The 19,022-nt window shown below is 68.1% G+C and carries 17 protein-coding genes; 9 read left to right on the plus strand and 8 right to left on the minus strand.

Features of this window, described 5'->3' with window-relative positions; translation table 11 throughout:
• The first annotated feature begins 14 nt into the window (after positions 1-14).
• Positions 15-1,601 (plus strand): methyltransferase domain-containing protein, encoded by a 1,587-nt coding sequence (locus F0U60_RS21630; RefSeq protein WP_395822824.1) that lies wholly within the window; start codon positions 15-17, stop codon positions 1,599-1,601.
• Between the two features lie 28 nt (positions 1,602-1,629).
• Here F0U60_RS21630 and F0U60_RS21635 read toward each other — a convergent pair whose 3' ends face one another.
• From F0U60_RS21635 to F0U60_RS21660, 6 genes are read right to left on the minus strand one after another with little or no spacing between them, the layout of a single operon-like run.
• Positions 1,630-3,681 (minus strand): hypothetical protein, encoded by a 2,052-nt coding sequence (locus F0U60_RS21635; RefSeq protein ID WP_395822826.1) that lies wholly within the window; start codon positions 3,679-3,681, stop codon positions 1,630-1,632.
• On the minus strand, positions 3,674-3,961 hold the full coding sequence (locus tag F0U60_RS21640) for a hypothetical protein (protein WP_395822828.1): 288 nt from the start codon (positions 3,959-3,961) through the stop codon (positions 3,674-3,676). Before F0U60_RS21640 ends, F0U60_RS21635 begins: the two co-directional genes overlap by 8 nt.
• Complete coding sequence (locus F0U60_RS21645; protein WP_395822830.1) at positions 3,961-4,854, minus strand: hypothetical protein; 894 nt, start codon at positions 4,852-4,854, stop codon at positions 3,961-3,963. Before F0U60_RS21645 ends, F0U60_RS21640 begins: the two co-directional genes overlap by 1 nt.
• On the minus strand, positions 4,851-6,107 hold the full coding sequence (locus tag F0U60_RS21650) for a hypothetical protein (protein WP_395822831.1): 1,257 nt from the start codon (positions 6,105-6,107) through the stop codon (positions 4,851-4,853). The genes F0U60_RS21645 and F0U60_RS21650 overlap by 4 nt, the downstream gene beginning before the upstream one ends.
• A complete protein-coding gene (locus tag F0U60_RS21655; RefSeq protein WP_395822833.1) occupies positions 6,104-6,547 on the minus strand; it encodes a hypothetical protein in 444 nt (147 codons plus the stop codon). The genes F0U60_RS21650 and F0U60_RS21655 overlap by 4 nt, the downstream gene beginning before the upstream one ends.
• Complete coding sequence (locus tag F0U60_RS21660; protein WP_395822835.1) at positions 6,537-8,120, minus strand: glycosyltransferase family 4 protein; 1,584 nt, start codon at positions 8,118-8,120, stop codon at positions 6,537-6,539. Before F0U60_RS21660 ends, F0U60_RS21655 begins: the two co-directional genes overlap by 11 nt.
• A 161-nt stretch (positions 8,121-8,281) precedes the next feature.
• On the opposite strand from F0U60_RS21660, the gene rfbB reads away from it, so the two are divergent.
• The 6 genes from rfbB (at position 8,282) to F0U60_RS21690 (ending at position 13,949) form a co-directional block, all read left to right on the plus strand.
• Positions 8,282-9,301 (plus strand): dTDP-glucose 4,6-dehydratase, encoded by a 1,020-nt coding sequence (gene rfbB / locus F0U60_RS21665; RefSeq protein ID WP_395822837.1) that lies wholly within the window; start codon positions 8,282-8,284, stop codon positions 9,299-9,301.
• A gap of 10 nt (positions 9,302-9,311) precedes the next feature.
• Complete coding sequence (locus tag F0U60_RS21670) at positions 9,312-10,208, plus strand: SDR family oxidoreductase (RefSeq protein WP_395822839.1); 897 nt, start codon at positions 9,312-9,314, stop codon at positions 10,206-10,208.
• Positions 10,205-11,086 (plus strand): glucose-1-phosphate thymidylyltransferase RfbA, encoded by an 882-nt coding sequence (gene rfbA / locus F0U60_RS21675; RefSeq protein ID WP_395822841.1) that lies wholly within the window; start codon positions 10,205-10,207, stop codon positions 11,084-11,086. The genes F0U60_RS21670 and rfbA overlap by 4 nt, the downstream gene beginning before the upstream one ends.
• On the plus strand, positions 11,083-11,634 hold the full coding sequence (gene rfbC / locus F0U60_RS21680; protein WP_395822843.1) for a dTDP-4-dehydrorhamnose 3,5-epimerase: 552 nt from the start codon (positions 11,083-11,085) through the stop codon (positions 11,632-11,634). Before rfbA ends, rfbC begins: the two co-directional genes overlap by 4 nt.
• 42 nt (positions 11,635-11,676) lie before the next feature.
• Positions 11,677-12,783, plus strand: coding sequence for an alpha/beta fold hydrolase (locus F0U60_RS21685; protein WP_395822845.1), 1,107 nt, complete (start codon positions 11,677-11,679; stop codon positions 12,781-12,783).
• Positions 12,784-12,911: 128 nt separating this feature from the next.
• On the plus strand, positions 12,912-13,949 hold the full coding sequence (locus F0U60_RS21690; RefSeq protein WP_395822847.1) for a YihY/virulence factor BrkB family protein: 1,038 nt from the start codon (positions 12,912-12,914) through the stop codon (positions 13,947-13,949).
• Positions 13,950-13,979: 30 nt separating this feature from the next.
• Here F0U60_RS21690 and F0U60_RS21695 read toward each other — a convergent pair whose 3' ends face one another.
• The gene (locus F0U60_RS21695) at positions 13,980-15,578 is read right to left on the minus strand and encodes an ABC-F family ATP-binding cassette domain-containing protein (RefSeq protein WP_395822849.1); all 1,599 of its coding nucleotides are present in this window, start codon (positions 15,576-15,578) and stop codon (positions 13,980-13,982) included.
• A gap of 206 nt (positions 15,579-15,784) precedes the next feature.
• Complete coding sequence (locus F0U60_RS21700; protein ID WP_395822851.1) at positions 15,785-16,210, minus strand: hypothetical protein; 426 nt, start codon at positions 16,208-16,210, stop codon at positions 15,785-15,787.
• 343 nt (positions 16,211-16,553) lie between these two features.
• Between F0U60_RS21700 and F0U60_RS21705 the strand changes: the two genes are divergently transcribed.
• Positions 16,554-18,068 (plus strand): alkaline phosphatase D family protein, encoded by a 1,515-nt coding sequence (locus F0U60_RS21705; protein ID WP_395822853.1) that lies wholly within the window; start codon positions 16,554-16,556, stop codon positions 18,066-18,068.
• Between the two features lie 43 nt (positions 18,069-18,111).
• Positions 18,112-18,939, plus strand: coding sequence for an ion transporter (locus F0U60_RS21710; protein ID WP_395825371.1), 828 nt, complete (start codon positions 18,112-18,114; stop codon positions 18,937-18,939).
• Positions 18,940-19,022: the final 83 nt, after the last annotated feature.

Consider the following 19,022-nt stretch of genomic DNA (forward strand, 5'->3'; position numbering starts at 1 on the left):
GCGGGGAGCAGACCATGAGAGACATGAGCGCGGTGTTGGGCCGCGAGCCGGAGGCGAACGTTGTTGGCTTCGTCCCGGGGTGCCCCCTGTGCGGTGCAACGCGGCTGGTGCCCTCCTTCGAGATGCTGGACCGGTACGCGCACCCGGTGTCCATCCACCAGTGCCTTCAATGCGCCGTGCTGGTGCCCGCCTACGCTCGCCCTGACTCGAGTGAGGAGGCCACGGCCTCTCAGGTACGCCACCATGAGCACGAGTGGCATGCGCAGTCCGAGGCGGACATGCGGCGGCTCGTCTCGGACTGCACGTCCATCGTGGATGCCTTCTCGGAGGTCCTCGGAGCGCCTGGTGCGGACCGGTGGGTGTGCGAGCTCGGCGCGGGCCGCGGCGGCCTGCTGGGGGCGCTGAAGGCACGAGGCTACCCTGTTCTCGGGTGCGAGCCGTCCCCCGCGCTGAGGGAGCTGGGCCTGCGCTACGCCGGGGTGACTCCGGAGGAGCTGCGGCACCAGCCGGTGCACGGCCTGTTGGAGCTGCTCGAGCGCGAGCGCACGCCCGTACGCACCTTCATCTTCTGGCACGTGCTGGAGCACCTGCGCGATCCCTGGGCGGTGCTGCGGCGTGTCGCCGGGCTCTGTGCCCCGGGAGACCATGTCATTGTCCAGTGTCCGCTGGTGCGCGCGGACTACGTCTTCCCGGAGCACTACTTCTTCCTCACCGAGGGCACCATCCTCGGGCTGGCGGAGAGCTCCGGCTTCGAGCTGGTGCGCCTGGACTACGACCATGAGCGCTCGTTTGTAGGATTCGTGCTGCGCCGCCGCGCCAGCCCCGTGCCCCCGCGGGAGTGGAATGCGCAGAGCACTCTGGCCGGGGATGTGAATCAGTCGCTGGTGCTCCAAGCCGAGGAGCTGCGCCGGTTGAGGCTCAAGGTCGACGCGGAGACGCGCCTGCGCGAGGACCGGGATGCGGAAGTTCAATCCATGCGAACGCTGCTCGAGGAGCGGATGCGTGGGCTGGAGTCTCAGTCCGTCATGATCGCCGAGCGGGATCGGACCATCACGGAGACTCGGCGCGAGCTGGCCTCCCGGACGGAGGCGCTCGCCGAGCGGGACCGGCTCCTCGCGGAGACGCGGGCGTTGCTCGAGGCGAAATCTCAGGAGCTCACCACGATGGCCTCACGGGTCGCGGCGGTCGAGAGCCGGCAGTGGGAGATGGAGCAGCAGTTGATGGATCGTACCCTGGAGGTGCGCAACTTGAAGGCCGTGCTCTCCCAGGCGCCGGAGACCCAGGGTGGGAGAAGCCGTTGGCGGCCGGCGGGACAAGAGTCGCTGCCCACGCTTCTGTCGCTGCACCTGACGCACCGGCTGTATCAGCGCTGGGAGGGCGTGCGTGGGTTGAACGTCTCGACCGTGGCGCCCTCCATCAACGAGCGGCTGCTCGTCTTCATGGGTAAGCATGTGCCGCCCCAGCTGGCGGTGAAGCGCGATGCGGCCTGGCTCCAGGACAAGGTGTCCCGGGTGTCGGGCCGTATGAAGAATGTGGCGCGCAAGGGCGGACAGGCCGGGAAGAAGGTGCTCCGGCTCGCGCGTCGCCTGCGTGAGAAGTAGCGACGCGTGGGCCTTCGGGCCTGGGGGCTCAGCGCACCTGGAGCCAGGCGCAGTAGGCGTCGTGGAGCCAGTTGCCGAGGGGCACTCCGCTGCGGCGCACCACTCCATCCCGCCATGGGTTGCGCCAGAAGGCGCGGCGGATCTCCCCGAGCATCCGTCTGGGGTGGCGCAGCGCGAGCAGCTTGCGTGCGTCCACACGCAGCCCGAAGGTCGTCACCTCGTGGACTCCGAAGCTCTCCACGTGGGAGTAGCGCAGGAAGGCTTCGGCCTCCTCCCGAGTCGGGTAGCGCGTGTAGCGCAGCACCGCTGCCAGCGCGCCAGGGCGCAGCTCCTCGGCGGTGAAGGGCAGCAGCTCGCGGAGCTCCGCGAAGTCCCGTGCGTAGTCGAAGATGGCCCGCTGCATGAGCCGGAAGTGGCGCTCGCTGTTCTCTCGCTCAAGGGCGTGGGAGACGAGCACCGGCAGCATCCTGCTGGGCGCGAGCGGGTGGGGCGCGTAGGCCACCGTGCTGCCGTGGTGGGCCTGGGTGGCCATCTCGAAGATGGCGGTGTTGCGGAAGAGATCATCCTCCTCGAGGTCTTTGCGGCGCAGATCCGCGAGGAAGCCGTACTTGCGCGAGCGCGGTGATTCCGGCGCGGTGTCCGTGCAGGCGACGTAGAAGCCGTGAACCTCGGGCCAGCCCTCCAGGCCTTCCATGGCGCGCACGAGGTTGTCCTGCATGCTGCCCTTCCACCCGATGTCCACCAGGCCCACGCGGGTCCGGTTCAGCATCCCGCAGCCGGCGAGGTATTGGCGCAGCCGCTCTCGTGCCGCGTCGCGGTGCCGCAAGAAGGCGACGCACGCGGGGCGGTAGGAGAGGAAGCGCGCGAACTCCACGTCCTCGCTGGGAGGCCGTAGGGGGCGCTCCGCATCCACCAGCCCGCACGCGGCGGCCAGGGGCAGGAACTCATCCTCCGGCAGGGAGAGGTTGCGCAACAGGCTGCGCAGCGACTGCCGGTCGTACTGGCGCCAGAAGCGGTACAGCTCTTCCCAGCTCCACTCGCGCATCGACGCGAGGAGGGTGGAGGCGCGGCTGGCGAAGAGGTAGCGCACCTCGGGCAGGCGGGGCACGGCGCCCGCGCGGTGAAGGATGCCGAGGATGCGCAGGAAGGTGAGCCCCTCGCGCGAGAGGAAGAAGAGCCGCTCCAGGCCCAGTCGCTCGGCGCGCTCCAGTACGTCCAGGACGAAGGCAACGAGGCTGGGGGCCAGGATCCGGCCGACGCGGTAGGTGTCGTCTTCCACGGGCCGCAGGTGGCTCGGTGCCGAGCGCAGGACCTCCTCCACGCACTCCAGGCTCCAGTAGGGATTGGCGCGCGCCAGGCGGTAGATGCTCCTCAGCCGCAGGCGACGCCGGCGCTCGAAGGGCTCCTCGAAGCGCAGCGTGCGGACGCCCCGCAGGGGGGGGAGCGCTCCCTCCGGGCTCACGAGGAGGAGCTGCTCGGGACGCAGTTGCTCGGCGTCCAGGACTTGCCGGAGCAGTCCCTCGTGCATGCCGCGGCCGGCATCTCCGCAGGTGTAGAGCGCGTCGGCGAGCCCTCCCAGGGGGCCCTCGGCGAGCACGGCCTGCATGTCGCTCGCGGCGCACGAGGTGTTGCAGATGAAGATCACCCGTCGACCCTGGGTGCGCAGCCTGGAGAGGACCTTTGCGGCGTCCGGGTGGGGACAGAGGGCGCGGCCCAAGAGGCGCAACTCCAGGGCATGCAGCCGCGCGGCCTCCGCCTGCTGCTCCGGCCCGGTGAGCCACGTGCCGAGCCACACCTCCATCGCCCAGCGATGGGGCACGGCCGTCGTGTCGCCGTCGCCGGACAGCTCGGCCTCCACCTCGTAGCGCCGGGCGCGGATCTCCTCCAGGGCAGGTGGCGGAGTCAGCCGGGTGCGCAGGTGCTCGCACAGGGCCCGGGCGACGGTGTCCTTCACGGCCTCCAGGTCCACCCGGGGCAGCAGGAGGGTGTCCATCAGCACGAAGCCCACGACGGGGGCCTCGCCAGGGCGGAGCGCCTCCAGGGCGGCCTCCATTTGGGCGAAGGCGGAACCCTCACCCATGACGTCCTCCCCGGCGCTTGTCGCGCAGCCGCTCCAGTGCCTGGTGCAAGCGCTCGTGCGTTTTGACGGGCAGGTGCTGGGAGGACAGGAGCTCCAGCCACTCTGACAACCGAGGCCGTGGCAGCAGGGTACGGTGGGACGTGCTTCGTACGGCCACGATGGCACCGCGCAGGCCCTCCACCGTCCAGCGCATCACCTGCGGCAGCACGGGGTGAAGGGCGGGAAGGGTGCCAGGCTCTCCAGGGAGGCGCGGCAGTTGTGACTTCGAGCGCTCCTCCATCACGTGCCTCCCGTCAGGTGCGAGCTGAACAGCCGGGCATCGTGCACCAGCCGCCGGTACGCGGAGGAGGCCTCGAAGAGCTCTCGCACCTTCTGCCAGGCCCGCATCCGCACCGGCTGGTAGTTCTGGGGCAGCTTGCGTGCCTCCTCCACGGTGCCCGCCAGCGTCTCATGGGGCTTGTGGAGGTACTCGTCCTCCCACTCGATTCCCCAGTCCTGGGGGAAGGGCGCATCCGTGACGAGCAGCACCCCGGCCGCGAGCGCGTAGAGGGGCAGGGGATCCAGCCGCCCCAGCACGTCACGGCTGCAATAGACGAGCACCCCTGCCTCGGCGACGGCATCCCGCAGCGCCACGCCCTCGAGCCGAGCCGGCAGCATGCGGATGGGCCCGAGGCGCCGCAGCTCCTCCAGCACCTTCGGCGGCGTCATCGTCCACTCGGGCACCACCACCTCCAGGGACTCGAAGCGGGGCCGCGCCGGTAGCGCGCTCACGTCCACGGGGAGGGGGAGCGTCTGGAGCACGGGCAGGCCCTTGAGTGCCTCGGGCCACGGGTTCTCCGGCCAGGTGAGCCAATGAAAGCCGCCGGGCGTCGGATGCACCAACCCGGACAGGTGGGCGAGCAGCGCGGGCTCGTACAGGGGCGCGGCCACCACCCCCACCTTCAGGCCGGGCAGGGCCTGGACGTCCTCGGCGCGCCAGGTCTCGGGGGACAGCACGAGGCACACGTCGGGAGCCCAGCTCCGTACCTCGGCGAGCACCGGGGCCGCGTTTCCCCGCTCCACGAGGAAGAGGCGCGTGGAGGCCCAGTCACAGGTGCCCAGCATGTGGGGCACGAGGGCGGAGGGGCCGAGGAAGGCGAGCCGTGGTGCGGCTCCGTCGAGCGCGATGTTCACGAGCGGTTCCCTCCGAGCACGGAGCGGATGCGCTGCTTGAGCGAGCGGGGGATGACTCCGGTGACGTTCCGGACGAGCGGGTGGCCCTTGATTCGCCGGTAGTGCTCGAGCAGGGCGTACTCGCCGGGGCCGATGGTGCGTCGGGTGGCCTCCACCTCGTCGTGGACCTGTTTGTGCAGGGAGGCGAGCGCCGCCAGAGAGCCACGCAGGTGCGCGTTGCGGTAGCCCTGACGCTTGAGTCGCTCCAGCTCCTTCTCCAGCGAGCGCGCGGTGGCCTCCCAATCCGGGAAGGCGCGCGCCGTCTCCAGGGCATTCGTGCGCAGGTGCGTGAGGTAGTCGCGCCGCGCGTCCAGCAGCCGCAGGTAGCGGACGATCTCCCCGCGGTTGTAGGGCTCCACCAGCAGCGAGTTGTGGCCGTGCACCATGTACTCGTCGGAGCCAGTCACGGCGTAGGTGATGGCGGTGCCTCCCTGGCTGAACATCTCCAGGGGCGGGCCGAACATGCCCTCCACCCGGGACAACTTGAGGAGCACGTCATAGCGCCGCAGCACGTCCCGGACCCGGTCAATGGGGACCTTCTCGTGCAACTCCACCGGCTGGCCTCCAGGCATGGGCCTCGCGCCGCCGGAGGTGGACGTCAGCCAGCCCACCTCGAAGGGGAAGGCCCGGCGCGCCTCGTCCAGCATCTCGAAGGTCTCCGGCACGCCCTTGAAGCCCACGCCCCAGGGCCCCTCCACCAGGACGCGCAGCGGCCCCTCCTTGCGCTCCGGTACGGACTCCACCAGGGGGAAGAAGGAGCGGCTCAGCCCGTTGCGCACATAGACGACTTCCGCCTCGGGCCGCACCCCGGTGATGAACTCGGCGATCCACTTCGCCTCGGTGACGAAGAGCATCGGCAGCGAGTACGTGATGCGGTTGAGCCGCTTGAGGAAGATCTCCGCGTGGAAGCGCGACTCGAGGCTCTGGTTGAGGTAGCCGTAGACGTCCGCGTCCACCTGCCACAGATGGAACCAGGTGAACCACCACGTGGCGAAGACGAAGTCGAAGCGGCCCGCCTCCGCCGCCCGCTGCAGCGGCAGGAGATGCAGCCCCTCGAGCCTCGGGTGCCACGGCTTGCCGGTGAGCTCCGTGGCCTTCGTGGAGAGCACGTACACCTCGTGCCCCAGCGCCCGGAGGCCCGCGGCGTACTCGATGATGACGTTGGCTCCACCGGAGATGTTGAGGATGTCCTCGACGAGGAAGCCGATCCTCATGGAGCGTCCTTTCCTTCCAGGCGCGCCAGACGGGCCTCCATCTGCTTGCGCCACGCGGCCTGCGTGCGGGCGTTCTCCCGCGTCTGCTCATACACCTGCGCGAGCGACTCCAGGATGGCCTCGTTGAACTCCACCTGGCGGCGCATGATCTCGTTGATGAACGGCTGGAAGGCGAGGCGGAAGGCGCGCTTGGCCAGCACCAGGGGCGGGCCGAGGAGGGGCCTGTGCGAGGTGGGGATGGACGCGTAGCGCGTGTCCATCTTGCCGCGGGGATTCTGGAGCAGGGGCGGCCAGGCCGTGGCGCTCTCTGGACGCCGCTCCTCGGCCAGCTTGCGCCGCAGCTCGGCGACGTGCTCCGCGGGAGGCGTGGGGAGGGTTTGGATGCGCTCGACGACCTCTTCGGGGGAGGGCTCTCGGGTGAGGATCTGCTCAGGACGCACGGGAGGGACCGGCTTTCGGGAGACGGGAGAGGACCCCACGGGCCATCGAACGGGCACGGGCCTCGATGTCTTCCGTGGGAACAAGGGAGAAGGGCGCCGGGGTGTCCGCGCCCACGCGCACACACCCGGGCCGCTCGAAGACGGGGCCCCAGCTCGCGGCCTCCGGCTCACAGTCGAACAGGAGCGTCACGCGGGCGGGAGAGACACGCAGCGCCGCCTCCAGCGAGGAGGAGCGCGGCGGAGCACCTCCTTCTCGCTCCAGGGGCTGCTCGGGGGAGAAGCGGAACAGGGGAACGTCCCCCTCCACTGCGGCACGCTCAGGAGCGGGGCGCTCGGGCCAGCCGGAGGCCTTGAGGGTGAGCAGCCGTACCCTCGCCTGCCCGCGCAGCGCGGAGGCGAGCGCTCGGGCTGTACGGGCCGAAGGCGCCTCAGGAGCGAGCTCCAGCGTCGGGTGCACCACGTCCACGTCCCAGCTTTCGGGAGAGGGGGTTGGCGCGTCGCGGGACTCCAGCACATCCTCCAGCGCCTCGCGCACCTGGGCGGCGACAGCGTCCTGCCCCAGCGCGGCCAGCCGAGCCTTCTGGCCGGACACCACGCGCTCGCGCAGATCCGGCGCATGGTCCAAGACGGCGAGCAGTCGAGCCACCGCCAGGGGATCCCTCGTGAGGCTCACCAGCCCCGAGCCCGCCATCGTCTCCGGGACGGCCGCCGCACCATAGGCCACTACGGGGACACCGCGGTACATGGCCTCCAACAGGGGGACGCCGAAGCCCTCGTGACGGCTCATGGAGAGGTACACGTGCGCGGCCGAGTAGAGCGCGGACAGCTGCGCTGCGCTCACTCGCCCGAGGAACTGCACCTGTTCGGCACCCAACAGCTCCCGTTGCCCGTGGACATAGAGCCCATAGGCCGAGTCCCGGTTGAGCTCGCCCGCGATGAGCAGGCGGCTGCGCGGGGCATGGAGCTGCTGGTAGGCGGTGAAGACGCGCAGCACGTCATCGAGCCGTTTGCTGGGCACACCACGTCCTACGAAGAGGACATTGCGGCACCCGTCATCCAACTGGGCGCGGAGCACGGGATCCGGCGCCACGTCGAAGGCGCTCCAGTCCACGGCGAAGGGCAGCACGCGAGGAGGCGGGTAGCCCGCCGCGGCCAGCTCCTCGGCGGAGAAGCGCGAGTAGGCGAACGCGGCCTGCACCAGGGGCCGCAGCTCCAGCAGCTCCTCGCGCGCGGCCACGCAGGCGGCGGCCGTCTTGCGCTCGAAGCCCTCGAACAGGGAGGCGGGGGTGACGTTGTGGTAGATGAGCGCCTTACGGCCCGGGGCCCGGCGCAGGAGCGGCACCAGGCGCGACTGGAAGCTGTGGTGGATGAGGAGCAGCGCGTCCTTGCCCGCCTGACGGGGGTACTGCTCGGCGGGCCGAGCCTCGGTCGCGGAGGCCTCGTCCGTCTGGTCTGCGAAGATCTCAGAATCGAAGCCCCAGCTTCTGAGAAGTGCCCGCAGGTAGCGCACCTGGTTGCCAACGGCATCGCCCCAGGCCAGCCGAGGCACGAACTGGTGGACCGCGCGCCCCATCCTCCGGCTCCCTCTCTGAGCTTCCACGGGGTGGGGTCCTACAATCCACGGCCATCCAGCGCAAGAGTTGGGCGAGTCCCTCCCCGGGTGGTGACCGGCCGGGCTTCCCCTCCTGCACTGGGTGCTGGCCAGGGGTTACGTCCTTCCATTAAGACGCCCCTGTGAACGTTCTTATCACCGGTGGTTGCGGCTTCATCGGAAGCAATCTCGTCAAGTACCTGCGCCGGGTGCGCCCGGACTGGACGCTCGTCAACCTCGACAAGCTCACGTACGCGGGCAACCTCGAGAACCTCAAGGAGCTCGAGGGAGATCCCCAGCACATCTTCGTGCGCGGGGACGTGGCCAATCGCGAGCTCGTCGAGCACCTCCTGAGCGTGCACCGCATCGACGCCGTCATGCATCTGGCGGCGGAGAGCCATGTGGATCGCTCCATCCTGGGCCCCGAGGCCTTCATCCAGGCCAACGTGCTGGGCACCCAGCAGTTGCTGGAGGCCAGCCGCGTGCGCGGCATCAAGCGCTTCCTCATGGTCTCCACGGACGAGGTGTACGGCTCGCTCGGGCCCACGGGGTTCTTCACCGAGACCTCGCCGCTGCAGCCCTCCAGCCCCTACTCGGCGTCCAAGACGAGCTCGGATCTGCTGGCCCTGGCGTGGCACCACACCTTCGGCCTGGACGTGGTGGTGACGCGCTGCTCCAACAACTACGGCCGCTACCAGTTCCCCGAGAAGCTGATTCCCCTCATGGTGGTCAACGCGCTGCATGACAAGCCGCTGCCCGTCTACGGGGATGGTGGCAACGTGCGCGACTGGCTCCACGTGGAGGACCACTGCTCGGCGCTGCTCACCGCGCTGGAGAAGGGGCGCGCCGGTCAGGTCTACAACATCGGCGGCAACTCCGAGCGCAAGAACATTGAGATCGTCAAGGCGATCCTCGGCCTGCTGAACAAGCCCGAGTCCCTCATCAAGTACGTGAAGGATCGTCCGGGGCATGATCGGCGCTACGCCATTGATCCGACGAAGATCCGCACGGAGCTGGGCTGGACGCCGTCGCACACCTTCGAGCAGGGCATCCAGGAGACGGTGCGCTGGTACGTGGACAACTCGGCCTGGTGGGAGCGGGTGATGAGCGGCGCGTATCGCCAGTACTTCGAGACGCAGTACCGCACGCGCCTCAACGGCTGAAGGACTTCCCATGCGATTCCTCGTCACGGGTTCCAACGGGTTGGTGGGCAGCCGCGTGTGCACGCAGCTGGAGCAGCGGGGCCATGAGGTGGTGGGGCTCGGAAGGGGGCCTCGGCGCACCGGCGACACGTACCGCTACGTGCCCTGCGATCTCACGCGCGAGCAGGACGTGGTCACTGCCATCACGGGCGCGGTGCCGGAGGTCATCATCCACTGCGCCTCGATGACGGAGGTGGACCTCTGCGAGCGCGAGCCGGAGCAGGCCTACGCGAGCAACGTCACCGCGGCGGCGGCCGTGGCGCGCGGGGCGAAGGCCGTGGGGGCGCACGTGGTGCACGTCTCCACGGACTACGTGTTCGACGGGGATGCGGGCCCTTACGATGAGCAGGCGCTGCCCAACCCGCGGGGCGTCTATGCCCTCACCAAGCACATGGGTGAGCAGGCCGTGCGAGTGTTTGTCCCTGGAGCGGCCATTGCTCGGACGGCGGTGGTGTACGGCTGGCCGGCGGCGGGCCGGGCCAACTTCGGCGTCTGGTTGCTGAACACGCTGTCCCAGGGGCAGCAGGTGAAGCTCTTCGAGGATCAGTTCATCTCACCGAGCTTCGCCGACAACGTGGCGGAGATCCTGGTGGAGCTGGGCGAGCGCAAGCTGGGTGGGGTGTGGAACACCTGCGGCGCGGAGGTGGTGGATCGCGTCACCTTCGGTCGGGCCCTGTGCGAGGTGTTCGGGTTTGACGCGAAGCTGATCACCCCGGTGAAGATGGCCGAGCTGAAGCTGGCCAGCCCGAGGCCGTTGCGCAGCGGGCTTCGGGTCGACAAGGTACGGGCGCACCTGCGCACCGCACCACTCGGGCTGCACGAGTCGCTGGCCCGGTTCCACGCAGCCTGGAGGGCACGGACACCGTGAAAGGCATCGTTCTGGCGGGAGGCTCGGGCACGCGGCTGTACCCCCTGACGCGAGTCGTCAGCAAGCAGCTGCTGCCCATCTATGACAAGCCGATGGTGTACTACCCCATCACCACCCTGATGCTGGCGGGCATCCGGGACATCCTCCTCATCTCCACTCCGACGGATCTGCCGCGCTTCCAGGACTTGCTGGGCAGCGGAGAGCAGTGGGGCGTGCGCTTTCAGTACGCCGAGCAGCCGCGTCCGGAGGGGCTCGCGCAGGCCTTCATCATTGGCCGCGAGTTCGTGGGGAAGGAGCCGGTGGCGCTCATTCTGGGAGACAACATCTTCTACGGCCACGGCCTGGTGGACCTGGTGCGCCGAGCGGCGTCGAGGGACTCGGGCGCCACCGTCTTCGGCTACTACGTGAAGGATCCGGAGCGCTACGGCGTGGTCGAGCTGGATGAGCACAACCGGGCGGTGAGCATCGAGGAGAAGCCGGCCCAGCCCAAGTCCAACTACGCGGTGACGGGCCTGTACTTCTATGACAACTCGGTCCTGGACATCGCCGCGGGGCTGAAGCCCTCCAAGCGCGGCGAGCTGGAGATCACCGACGTCAACGCGGAGTACCTGCGGCGCGGGCAGATCAACGTGGAGCTGATGGGGCGCGGCTATGCGTGGCTCGACACGGGCACGCACGAGTCGTTGATGCAGGCCTCCAGCTTCATCCAGATCATCGAGGAGCGGCAGGGGCTCAAGGTGGCCTGTCCGGAGGAGATTGCCTGGAGGATGGGCTACATCGACGCGGAGCAGGTGAAGAAGCTGGCCGAGCCGATGCGCAAGAACGAGTACGGGCAGTACTTGTTGCGGCTCATCGAGAACAAGGGAGCGCGGCTGTGAACGTCATCAAGACGGAGCTGCCCGGCGTCCTCATCCTCGAGCCCAAGCGCTTCGGTGATGACCGTGGCTTCTTCATGGAGATGTTCCATGCGAAGCGCTACGCGGAGGCCGGAATCCCGGGCCCCTTCGTGCAGGACAACTTCTCGCGCTCGGTGAAGGGAACCTTGCGTGGGCTGCATTTCCAGGAACCGAACGCGCAGGGCAAGCTGGTGCAGGTCCTCGCGGGCGCCGTCTACGACGTGGCAGTGGACGTGCGCCGTGGCTCGCCGACGTTCGGCAAGTGGGTGGGGGTGGAGCTGTCCGCGGACAACCGGCGCCAGCTGTGGGTGCCGGAGGGCTTCGCGCACGGCTTCTGCGTCATCTCCGAGAGCGCGGACTTCCACTACAAGTGCACGGACGTCTACACGCCCGCGGCCGAGCGCGGCATTGCCTGGAACGATCCGGACCTGGGGATTCCCTGGCCGGTGACGTCGCCGCTGCTGTCGCCCAAGGACGCGGCGGCGCCGCGCCTCAAGGACGCGCCGCTACTGCCCGTGTACGCGGGCTAAAGGAGTGTCCGCGAAGCCCTCTCCCTCTGGGAGAGGGTCAGGGTGAGGGTATTTCCGCTCTGTGTTGCCCAACTCCCCGTGTTCCCCCTGCTCCTCCTGTTGACCCTGCTCGTCACGGGCTGTGTCACGAGCCCGGGACTCCGAGCCGCGCCCCACGCCGAGTCCCTGCGCATCCAGACGGCGGACGGCTGGAGCCTGGCGATGCGGCGCATTCCTCCAGAAGGGCCGGCGCGGGGACGACCCGTGCTGCTCGTACCAGGGCTGGCGTCGAGCGATGTGAGCCTGCTGCTGGAGCCGGATCACAGCCTCGCCGGGTGGCTCGCGGCACATGGGCGCGAGGTGTGGACGGTCTCGGTGCGAGGCACCGGTGAATCGGATCGCACGGACGCGGCGGCGGGGCGCATGCCGGGCTACGGCCTCGACACGCTCTGGCGGGAGGACTTCCGAGCGGCCTTGCGTACCGTGCGCCAGCGCACGCGCTCCGAGCAGGTGGATGTCGTGGCCTACAGCCTGGGGGCGCTGTTGCTCTACGCGTACCTGGCCGAGGACGGTGAAGGCGTGGGCGCGGCGGTGGTCATGGCGGGGCCCACGCGCCTGGACCAGAGCTCGCTCTGGCTGCTGGGGCTCACGGAGCTGGGGGCGCGCCTGGTGTCGCGAGAGAACACGCTCGACCTAGGCCTCTTGTCCTCTCTGACGGCACCGGTGCAGGCCTGGCTGCGGGGAAACCCGGTGGAGCGCTTCGTCTTCAACACGCGTAACACGCCGCGCGAGCGGTGGCGGCGCTTCGCCTCGAGTGTCTTCGGCGAGCTGTCCGGGGGCGTGGTGGAGGATTTCGCCCGGATGAGCCGCACGGGTCGCTTCACCAATCGAGAGGGGACCCAGGACTATCGCGAGGGCCTCGCCCGGGTGCGGGTGCCGGTGTTGGTGATGGCGGGGGAGGGGGACGAGCTCGCCTCCGTGCGCGCGGTGCACGATGGCTACCTGGCGCTGGGGGGACCCAAGGCGTGGCGGCTGCTCGGCACCCAGACGGGCCTCTCCGAGGACTACAGCCACGTGGATCTGCTCCTTGGCGACCGAGCACCCCTCGAGGTGTGGACGCCCCTGCTCGAGTTCCTGGAGCGTGCCGCAGCAGGCCGTGTCACTCAGTGACGACCCGGGAGCCGCTGCTCCGGACGCTCCGAGAGGGGACGAGCGGGCGGGCACGTGTGTCCCGAGGAACAGGCTGGGGTAGGCGGGCGGAGTGCGCATCCTTGCCTTGTCACTTGGAAGGAGGCGCGATGGTTCTCCCAGGCAAGGGGATGAGCTGGAAGGAGTTCTTCACGGAGCTGAAGAACGAGTACCAGAACGACAAGATCAGCAATGTGGCTGGCGCGATGACGTTCTTCGGAGTCCTGGCGCTGTTCCCGTTCCTCCTGTTCCTCGTGGCGCTCGCGAGCATCATCATCGATCCCGCGCAGGCCGAGGTGCTGATCCAGGAGCTGGGCCGGGTGGCGCCGGAAGCGGTGACACAGATTGTCGGCCAGCGCCTGCATGATCTCGCGGCGGGCAACAACGTGGGGCTGCTGACGGTAGGTGCACTCGGCGCGGTGTGGGCCGCCTCGGGCGGGGTGGTGGCGATGATGGACGCGCTCAACACCGTCTACGACGTGGAGGAGTCCCGACCCTTCTGGAAGGTGCGCGGTATCGCCATCATGATGACCCTGGGGGGCGCGGTGCTCGCCATCCTCTCCTCGCTGGCGATGGTGGCCACGCCGGCCGTTGCCAACTTCCTGGGCGAGCCGCTTGGCACCGTGGTCACGTGGCTGCGCCTGCCGTTCGCGGGCCTTCTGATGATGCTGGCGTTGGCGCTGCTCTACTACGTGCTGCCGGACGTGAAGCAGACGTTCAAGTTCATCTCGCCCGGCTCGGTGGTGGGCGTCCTCATCTGGTTGGTCGCGTCCTGGGGCTTCTCGGTGTACGTGCGCAACTTCGGCAGCTACGACGCGAACTACGGCGCGCTCGGCGGCGTCATCGTGCTGCTGCTGTGGATGTGGATCTCCTCGCAGGTGATTCTGCTGGGCGCGGAGATCAACGCCGTGCTCGAGCACCGCTCGCCAGAGGGCAAGGCCCCGGGGGAGAAGCATCCGCGCCAGGGTGGCCCCACGATGACCAAGGGCCAGAAGCGGGAGCGGGAGCAGAAGGAGATCGAGGAGCGCCTGCGTCCCCCGCCTCCGAGGAGGCCCGAGCCGGCCCGGATGACGCCGCTGGGAGCGGCGACCACCTGGGCCACGGGCTTCGGGTTGGGGTGGTTCCTGTTGCGCCGCGGCAGCCGTTAGGCCACCGCGCGCGCATGGCCCGCCGCCTGGCTAGCGACGCTGGGCGGCGTGGTAGGGGTTCTTCTCGAGGAACTCGGCGAAGGTCCCGTTGAAGTCGTTGACGGGCTTGCCGAGCTCCAGGCTCCAGATGCGAGTGGCCACCTCGGAGATGAGCTCCTGGTCGTGGGTCACGATGATGGCGGTGCCCTCGTACTTCTGAAGGCCCTCGGCCAGGGCGCTGATGGACTCCAGATCCAAGTGGTTGGTGGGCTCGTCGAACACCAGCACGTTGTCCTGGTTGAGCATCAGCTTGCAGAGCAGCAGACGCACCGTCTCACCACCGGACAGGGTGTCCGTGGGCTTCATCCGCTCCTCGCCCGAGAAGAGCATCCGGCCCAGCACCCCGGAGATCTCCTCGTTGGTGAGCTTGGTGTTGATGTCGCGCAGCCACTCGAAGGCCGTGGTGCCCTTGCGGATGGTGCCGTGGTGGTCCTGCGGCAGGTAGCCCATGGAGGCCTGGTGGCCCCAGGTGATCTTCCCCGCGTCCGCCTCCACCTGCCCGGCGAGCATCTTCACCAGGGTGGACTTACCCACGCCGTTGCGGCCGATGACGCAGATCTTCTCGCCCTTGCAGACCAGGCCGCTAAAGGGCTGGACGACCGTCTGGCCGTCGTAGCTCTTGGTGATGCCCTCGAACTGCAGCGTCTGCTTGCCGCTGACCTGCTTCACGTCGAAGCGGATGAAGGGCCGCGCGATGTTCGAGCGCTTGAGGTCATCCGTCTTCAGCTTCTCAATCTGCTTGATGCGGCTCTGCACCTGAGAGGCGCGCGTACCGGCGTGGAAGCGGGCGACGAAGTCCTGCAGCTGGGCGATCTTCTTCTTCTTCTCGGAGACCTCGGACTCGACCCGGCTGCGCACCTGGGCCTTCTGCCTCACCATGTCATCGTAGCCACCGGTGTACTGGATGATGGTCTCGTAATCGATGTCCGCGATGTGCGTGCAGATGGAGTTGAGGAAGTGCCGGTCGTGGCTGATGGTGATGAGCACGCCCTCGAACTCCATGAGGAACGACTCGAGCCAGCGGATGGAAGCGATGTCCAGGTTGTTCGTGGGCTCGTCGAGCAGCAGCCCCTGGGGCTTGCCGAAGAGCGCCTGGGCGAGCAGCACGCGCAGCTTGAGGCCGCCGGTGAGCTGCTTCATGGGCCCCTCGTGGGTGGACGCGGGGATGCCCAGACCCTCGAGCAACGAGGCCGCCTCGGACTCAGCGCTGTAGCCGTCCTCCTCGGCGATGACCATCTCGAGCTCGCCCAGCCGGTTGCCATCCTCCTCGGTGATGTCGGACTTCGCGAGGATGGTGTCCTTCTCCTTCATGGCGTCCCAGAGGGCCTTGTTGCCCATGAGGACGACGTCGAGGACGCGATCGTTCTCGTAGCGGAAGTGGTCCTGGCGGAGGATGCCGAGCTTGTTGGGGCGGGAGATGGTGCCCATGTCCGCCTCCTCGTCTCCGGCGAGGATCTTCATGAACGTGGACTTACCCGCCCCGTTGGGGCCGGTGAGACCGTAGCGGCGGCCGGGCGAGAAGGCGACGTTGACCTCCTCGAAGAGCTTCTTGGGCCCGTAGGCCTTGGAGACGTTGGTGATGGTGAACATGGGGGGCGCTTTCTAGCGGAAGGGGTAGGCGGCCGGAAGGCGCGCGACAGGTGGATTTCGCCGGGACCGGCGGTGAGGACTCCTTGTAACCCCGGAAGGGTGGCTTTGTATGCCGGCGAGGGGGTGGGGGACGGGCCACGGGTAGGCGGCAATGTGGGACACAAGCCGAGCCCCCGGCTCCTCGCCTGGAGGGAGATGGAGCGAGGCTAGGCGCGTGGTTCTGGAGAGATGAGGTCCGTGCCGTTGACGAAGACCCTGCCGTTCAACTGGCGCGCTAGTTCCATCGCGGCCTTCAGGAAGAGATCCTCGGAGAGAACCTCTGAGGTTCCCACGACGCCGACCAACCACTTGGTGTTAGCCACGAAGTCCAGTAAGTCATCCATGACAGATTCGGGAAGATCCTTACGTTTCCAGAAGTGGCTGCTGGTACCGAGGATGATCTTACTGAATGGATCCATCGGTCCGGTGTACTCCAGGGAATTGAAGGTGAGGGTTCCCTGGGCGCTCGTGAAACTCGCGGAACTCCACCGCTCGAGTTCGCCCTCCCAGTGCAACAACCATCCGGGAAGGACATCCCGCACGGACTGGATGGCCTGATGATCAACAACCGGACTGTAGATGGTGCAACGCACGCTCTTTGCTCCTAATGAGGACATGCGGAGCCTCTCTTGTGGTTGTTGCGACGGCTGTCCACTCAGGGGCTCCCCTGGAGCCAGCGTATTCGCACCACGTGCATCCACGACCCCATCACCGCTGGCCTCCCGGCCACACTTTTCGCGGACCTGTCCAACAGTCGGACAAGTTGCGCAATACCTCCCCCGGAGGGGTCCTCGCTCTTCACTCGTTCGGGTCCCTGACAGGACTTTGTTGTCCTGGCTTAGGTGCCCCGACGGGTGATGCCCCTTCACCCACGCCCGCAGTTGGATGAGTGGGGGCCCCGTGCGCGCAAGGTTCGGGTCGTGGAATGATGGAGGCATGTCGAGGCCGCTGATCACTACCGTGGGCTGCTGCACGAGCACCACGGCCCGCATCGCTGTCACCGCGAAGCATGGCCTCTCTCATGCCCGGCTCGTGTTCCGCTCGGGGGAGGGTGTTTTCCAGGAGCGGACTCTGCGGCTGACCCAGCCCGTGGGCTCCTCCTTCCTCCAGGGCTCGTTCGAGCTGGAGGGGCTCGCTGCGTCCTCCACGGTCGAGTACGCGGTGGCCGTGTCGGCCTCCGAGGACGGGTTGCCATCACTCGCCCAGCTTTCTGATTCGAAGGGGCTCGGCCGCTTCCGGCTGCTGCCTCCGCCTGGCCAGCCGCTGCGCATCGGGCTGGTGAGCTGCAATGGTGGCCACACGGTGAACGACCACGACCGGCGTCACGCCATGTGGAAGCGGCTGGGAGAGGTGGTCTCAGCCGGAGAGGTCGATCTGCTGCTCCACGTGGGCGATCAGGTTTACGCGGACCACATCCGAGAGGCGTGGCAGCTCGCGGACTTGGATGATCACCTGACGCCGGAGAACGAGGAGGCGATGCAGCGGTTGCGCGAGGCCTTCCGCACCCTCTATTGCGACACGTGGCAGCGGCCCGAGTTGGCTTCGGTGCTCGGCTCGGTGCCCTCGATGATGATGTGGGACGACCACGACATCTTCGACGGGTGGGGCTCGCACGACGAGGTGACACCAGCGGATCGCGCCTTCTTCGAGGCCGCGCGGACGACCTTCGAGGAGTTCCAGGCACGCCTGAACCCGCCGGCGTTCAGTGACTCGTACGGCTTCGGGTGGGTGAGCAACGGCATCGGCCTCCTGGTGCTTGATGCGCGCACGCATCGGAGCTGGAAGGACCAGACGGTCATCGGCCGACGCCAGTGGGCGGAGATGGATGCGTGGCTGGAGGCGCAGGCCTGCGCTGGGCTCAAGCGGCTCTACGTCGTCACCGGCGTGCCTCCGCTGCACGCGAAGGTGGCGGCGGCCAGCAGGCTGCTGGAGAAGCTGGGGATGACGGCGTACCTGGGGGATGTGCGAGACTCGTGGATGGCGCCCAACAACGCCGAGGAGCTGCGCAAGCTGCTCAACCGGCTCTTCGAGTTCCGCAAGTGCTCTCCCTGCACCGAGGTGACGTTGTTGAGCGGAGACGTCCACGTGGGGACCACGGCCAGGCTGCGCTCGCGGGTGCCGTTCCACAAGCGCTCGGACTTGGATCAGCCGGAGATCACCCAGGTGGTCTCCAGCGGCATCGGCTCCGAGCCTCCGAGTGGCTTCATCCGCAAGGTGGTGGAGCTGGGCATCGGCTCGGAAGCGGTGGACATGTACCAGGACCTCTTCACGGGCCGGCTGCTGGAACTGCCGGGCAACCCGGATGGGCGCGTGCTCTTCCGCAGGAACTTCGCTGTGCTGGACCTGGGCGCGGCAGGGAAGGGCGGGTGGGATCCCGACCTGAACCTGCGCGTGCGCTACTTCGCCGAGGGCCTGGCGCGACCCATCGAGCAGACGCTGCTGGCGCTTTGACATGAAGGGCCCCCTGCGGGGCAACTCGTCCTACACTGGGCCTGTGTTGCGTCCCTCCGAGCAGAGTCCTCCCTCAGGCTTTCGCGCCTGGCTCCACGAGATCATCTTCGAGTCGGATACCCCAGCGGGGAAGGCGTTCGATGTGGCGCTGCTGTGGGCCATCCTCCTGAGCGTCCTCGCCGTGATGTTGGAGAGCGTGGCCCCTATCCGTGCTCAATACGGGGCGATCATCCGCATCGCGGAATGGGTCTTCACCGTCCTCTTCACCCTGGAGTATGTGCTGCGGCTCTGCGCCGTGAGCCGCCCTTTGCTCTATGCGCGGAGCTTCTTCGGGCTGGTGGACCTCCTGGCCGTCCTGCCCTCCTTTGTCAGCTTGATTTTCCCCGGGGCGCAGTCGCTGCTGGTGGTCCGGGTGCTGCGCCTGTTGCGCGTCTTCCGCGTGCTCAAGTTGGTGAGCTTCCTCGGGCAGGCCGAGGTGCTCCTCACCGCCCTGCGCGCGAGCCGGCCGAAGATCACCGTCTTCCTCGGCGCGGTGCTGAGCACCGTCGTCATCATGGGCTCGGTGATGTACCTGGTGGAGGGCGAGGCGAACGGCTTCGACAGCATCCCTCGTGGGATGTACTGGGCCATCGTCACCATGACGACCGTGGGTTTTGGCGACATCACCCCCAAGACCGTGGCCGGACAGTTCATCGCGTCGGTGCTGATGATCATGGGCTATGGCGTCCTCGCGGTCCCCACGGGCATCGTGTCCGTGGAACTCGCGGCGGCCTCTCGGCACGGCATCAACCCCGAGGCCTGCCCCGGCTGTGGCGCCGAGGGCCATGATGTGGACGCGGTTCACTGCAAGTTCTGTGGTACTCGACTCTGAGGCTCACAGAGCGGGGGATACCCTCACCCCAGCCCTCTCCCAGGGGGAGAGGGGGCATACACGGTTGAACCCCTGATCCTTGG

Origin of the sequence: Archangium minus, from assembly GCF_044360475.1 — a bacterium.
In the GTDB taxonomy this organism is placed as follows: Bacteria; Myxococcota; Myxococcia; order Myxococcales; family Myxococcaceae; genus Archangium; species Archangium minus.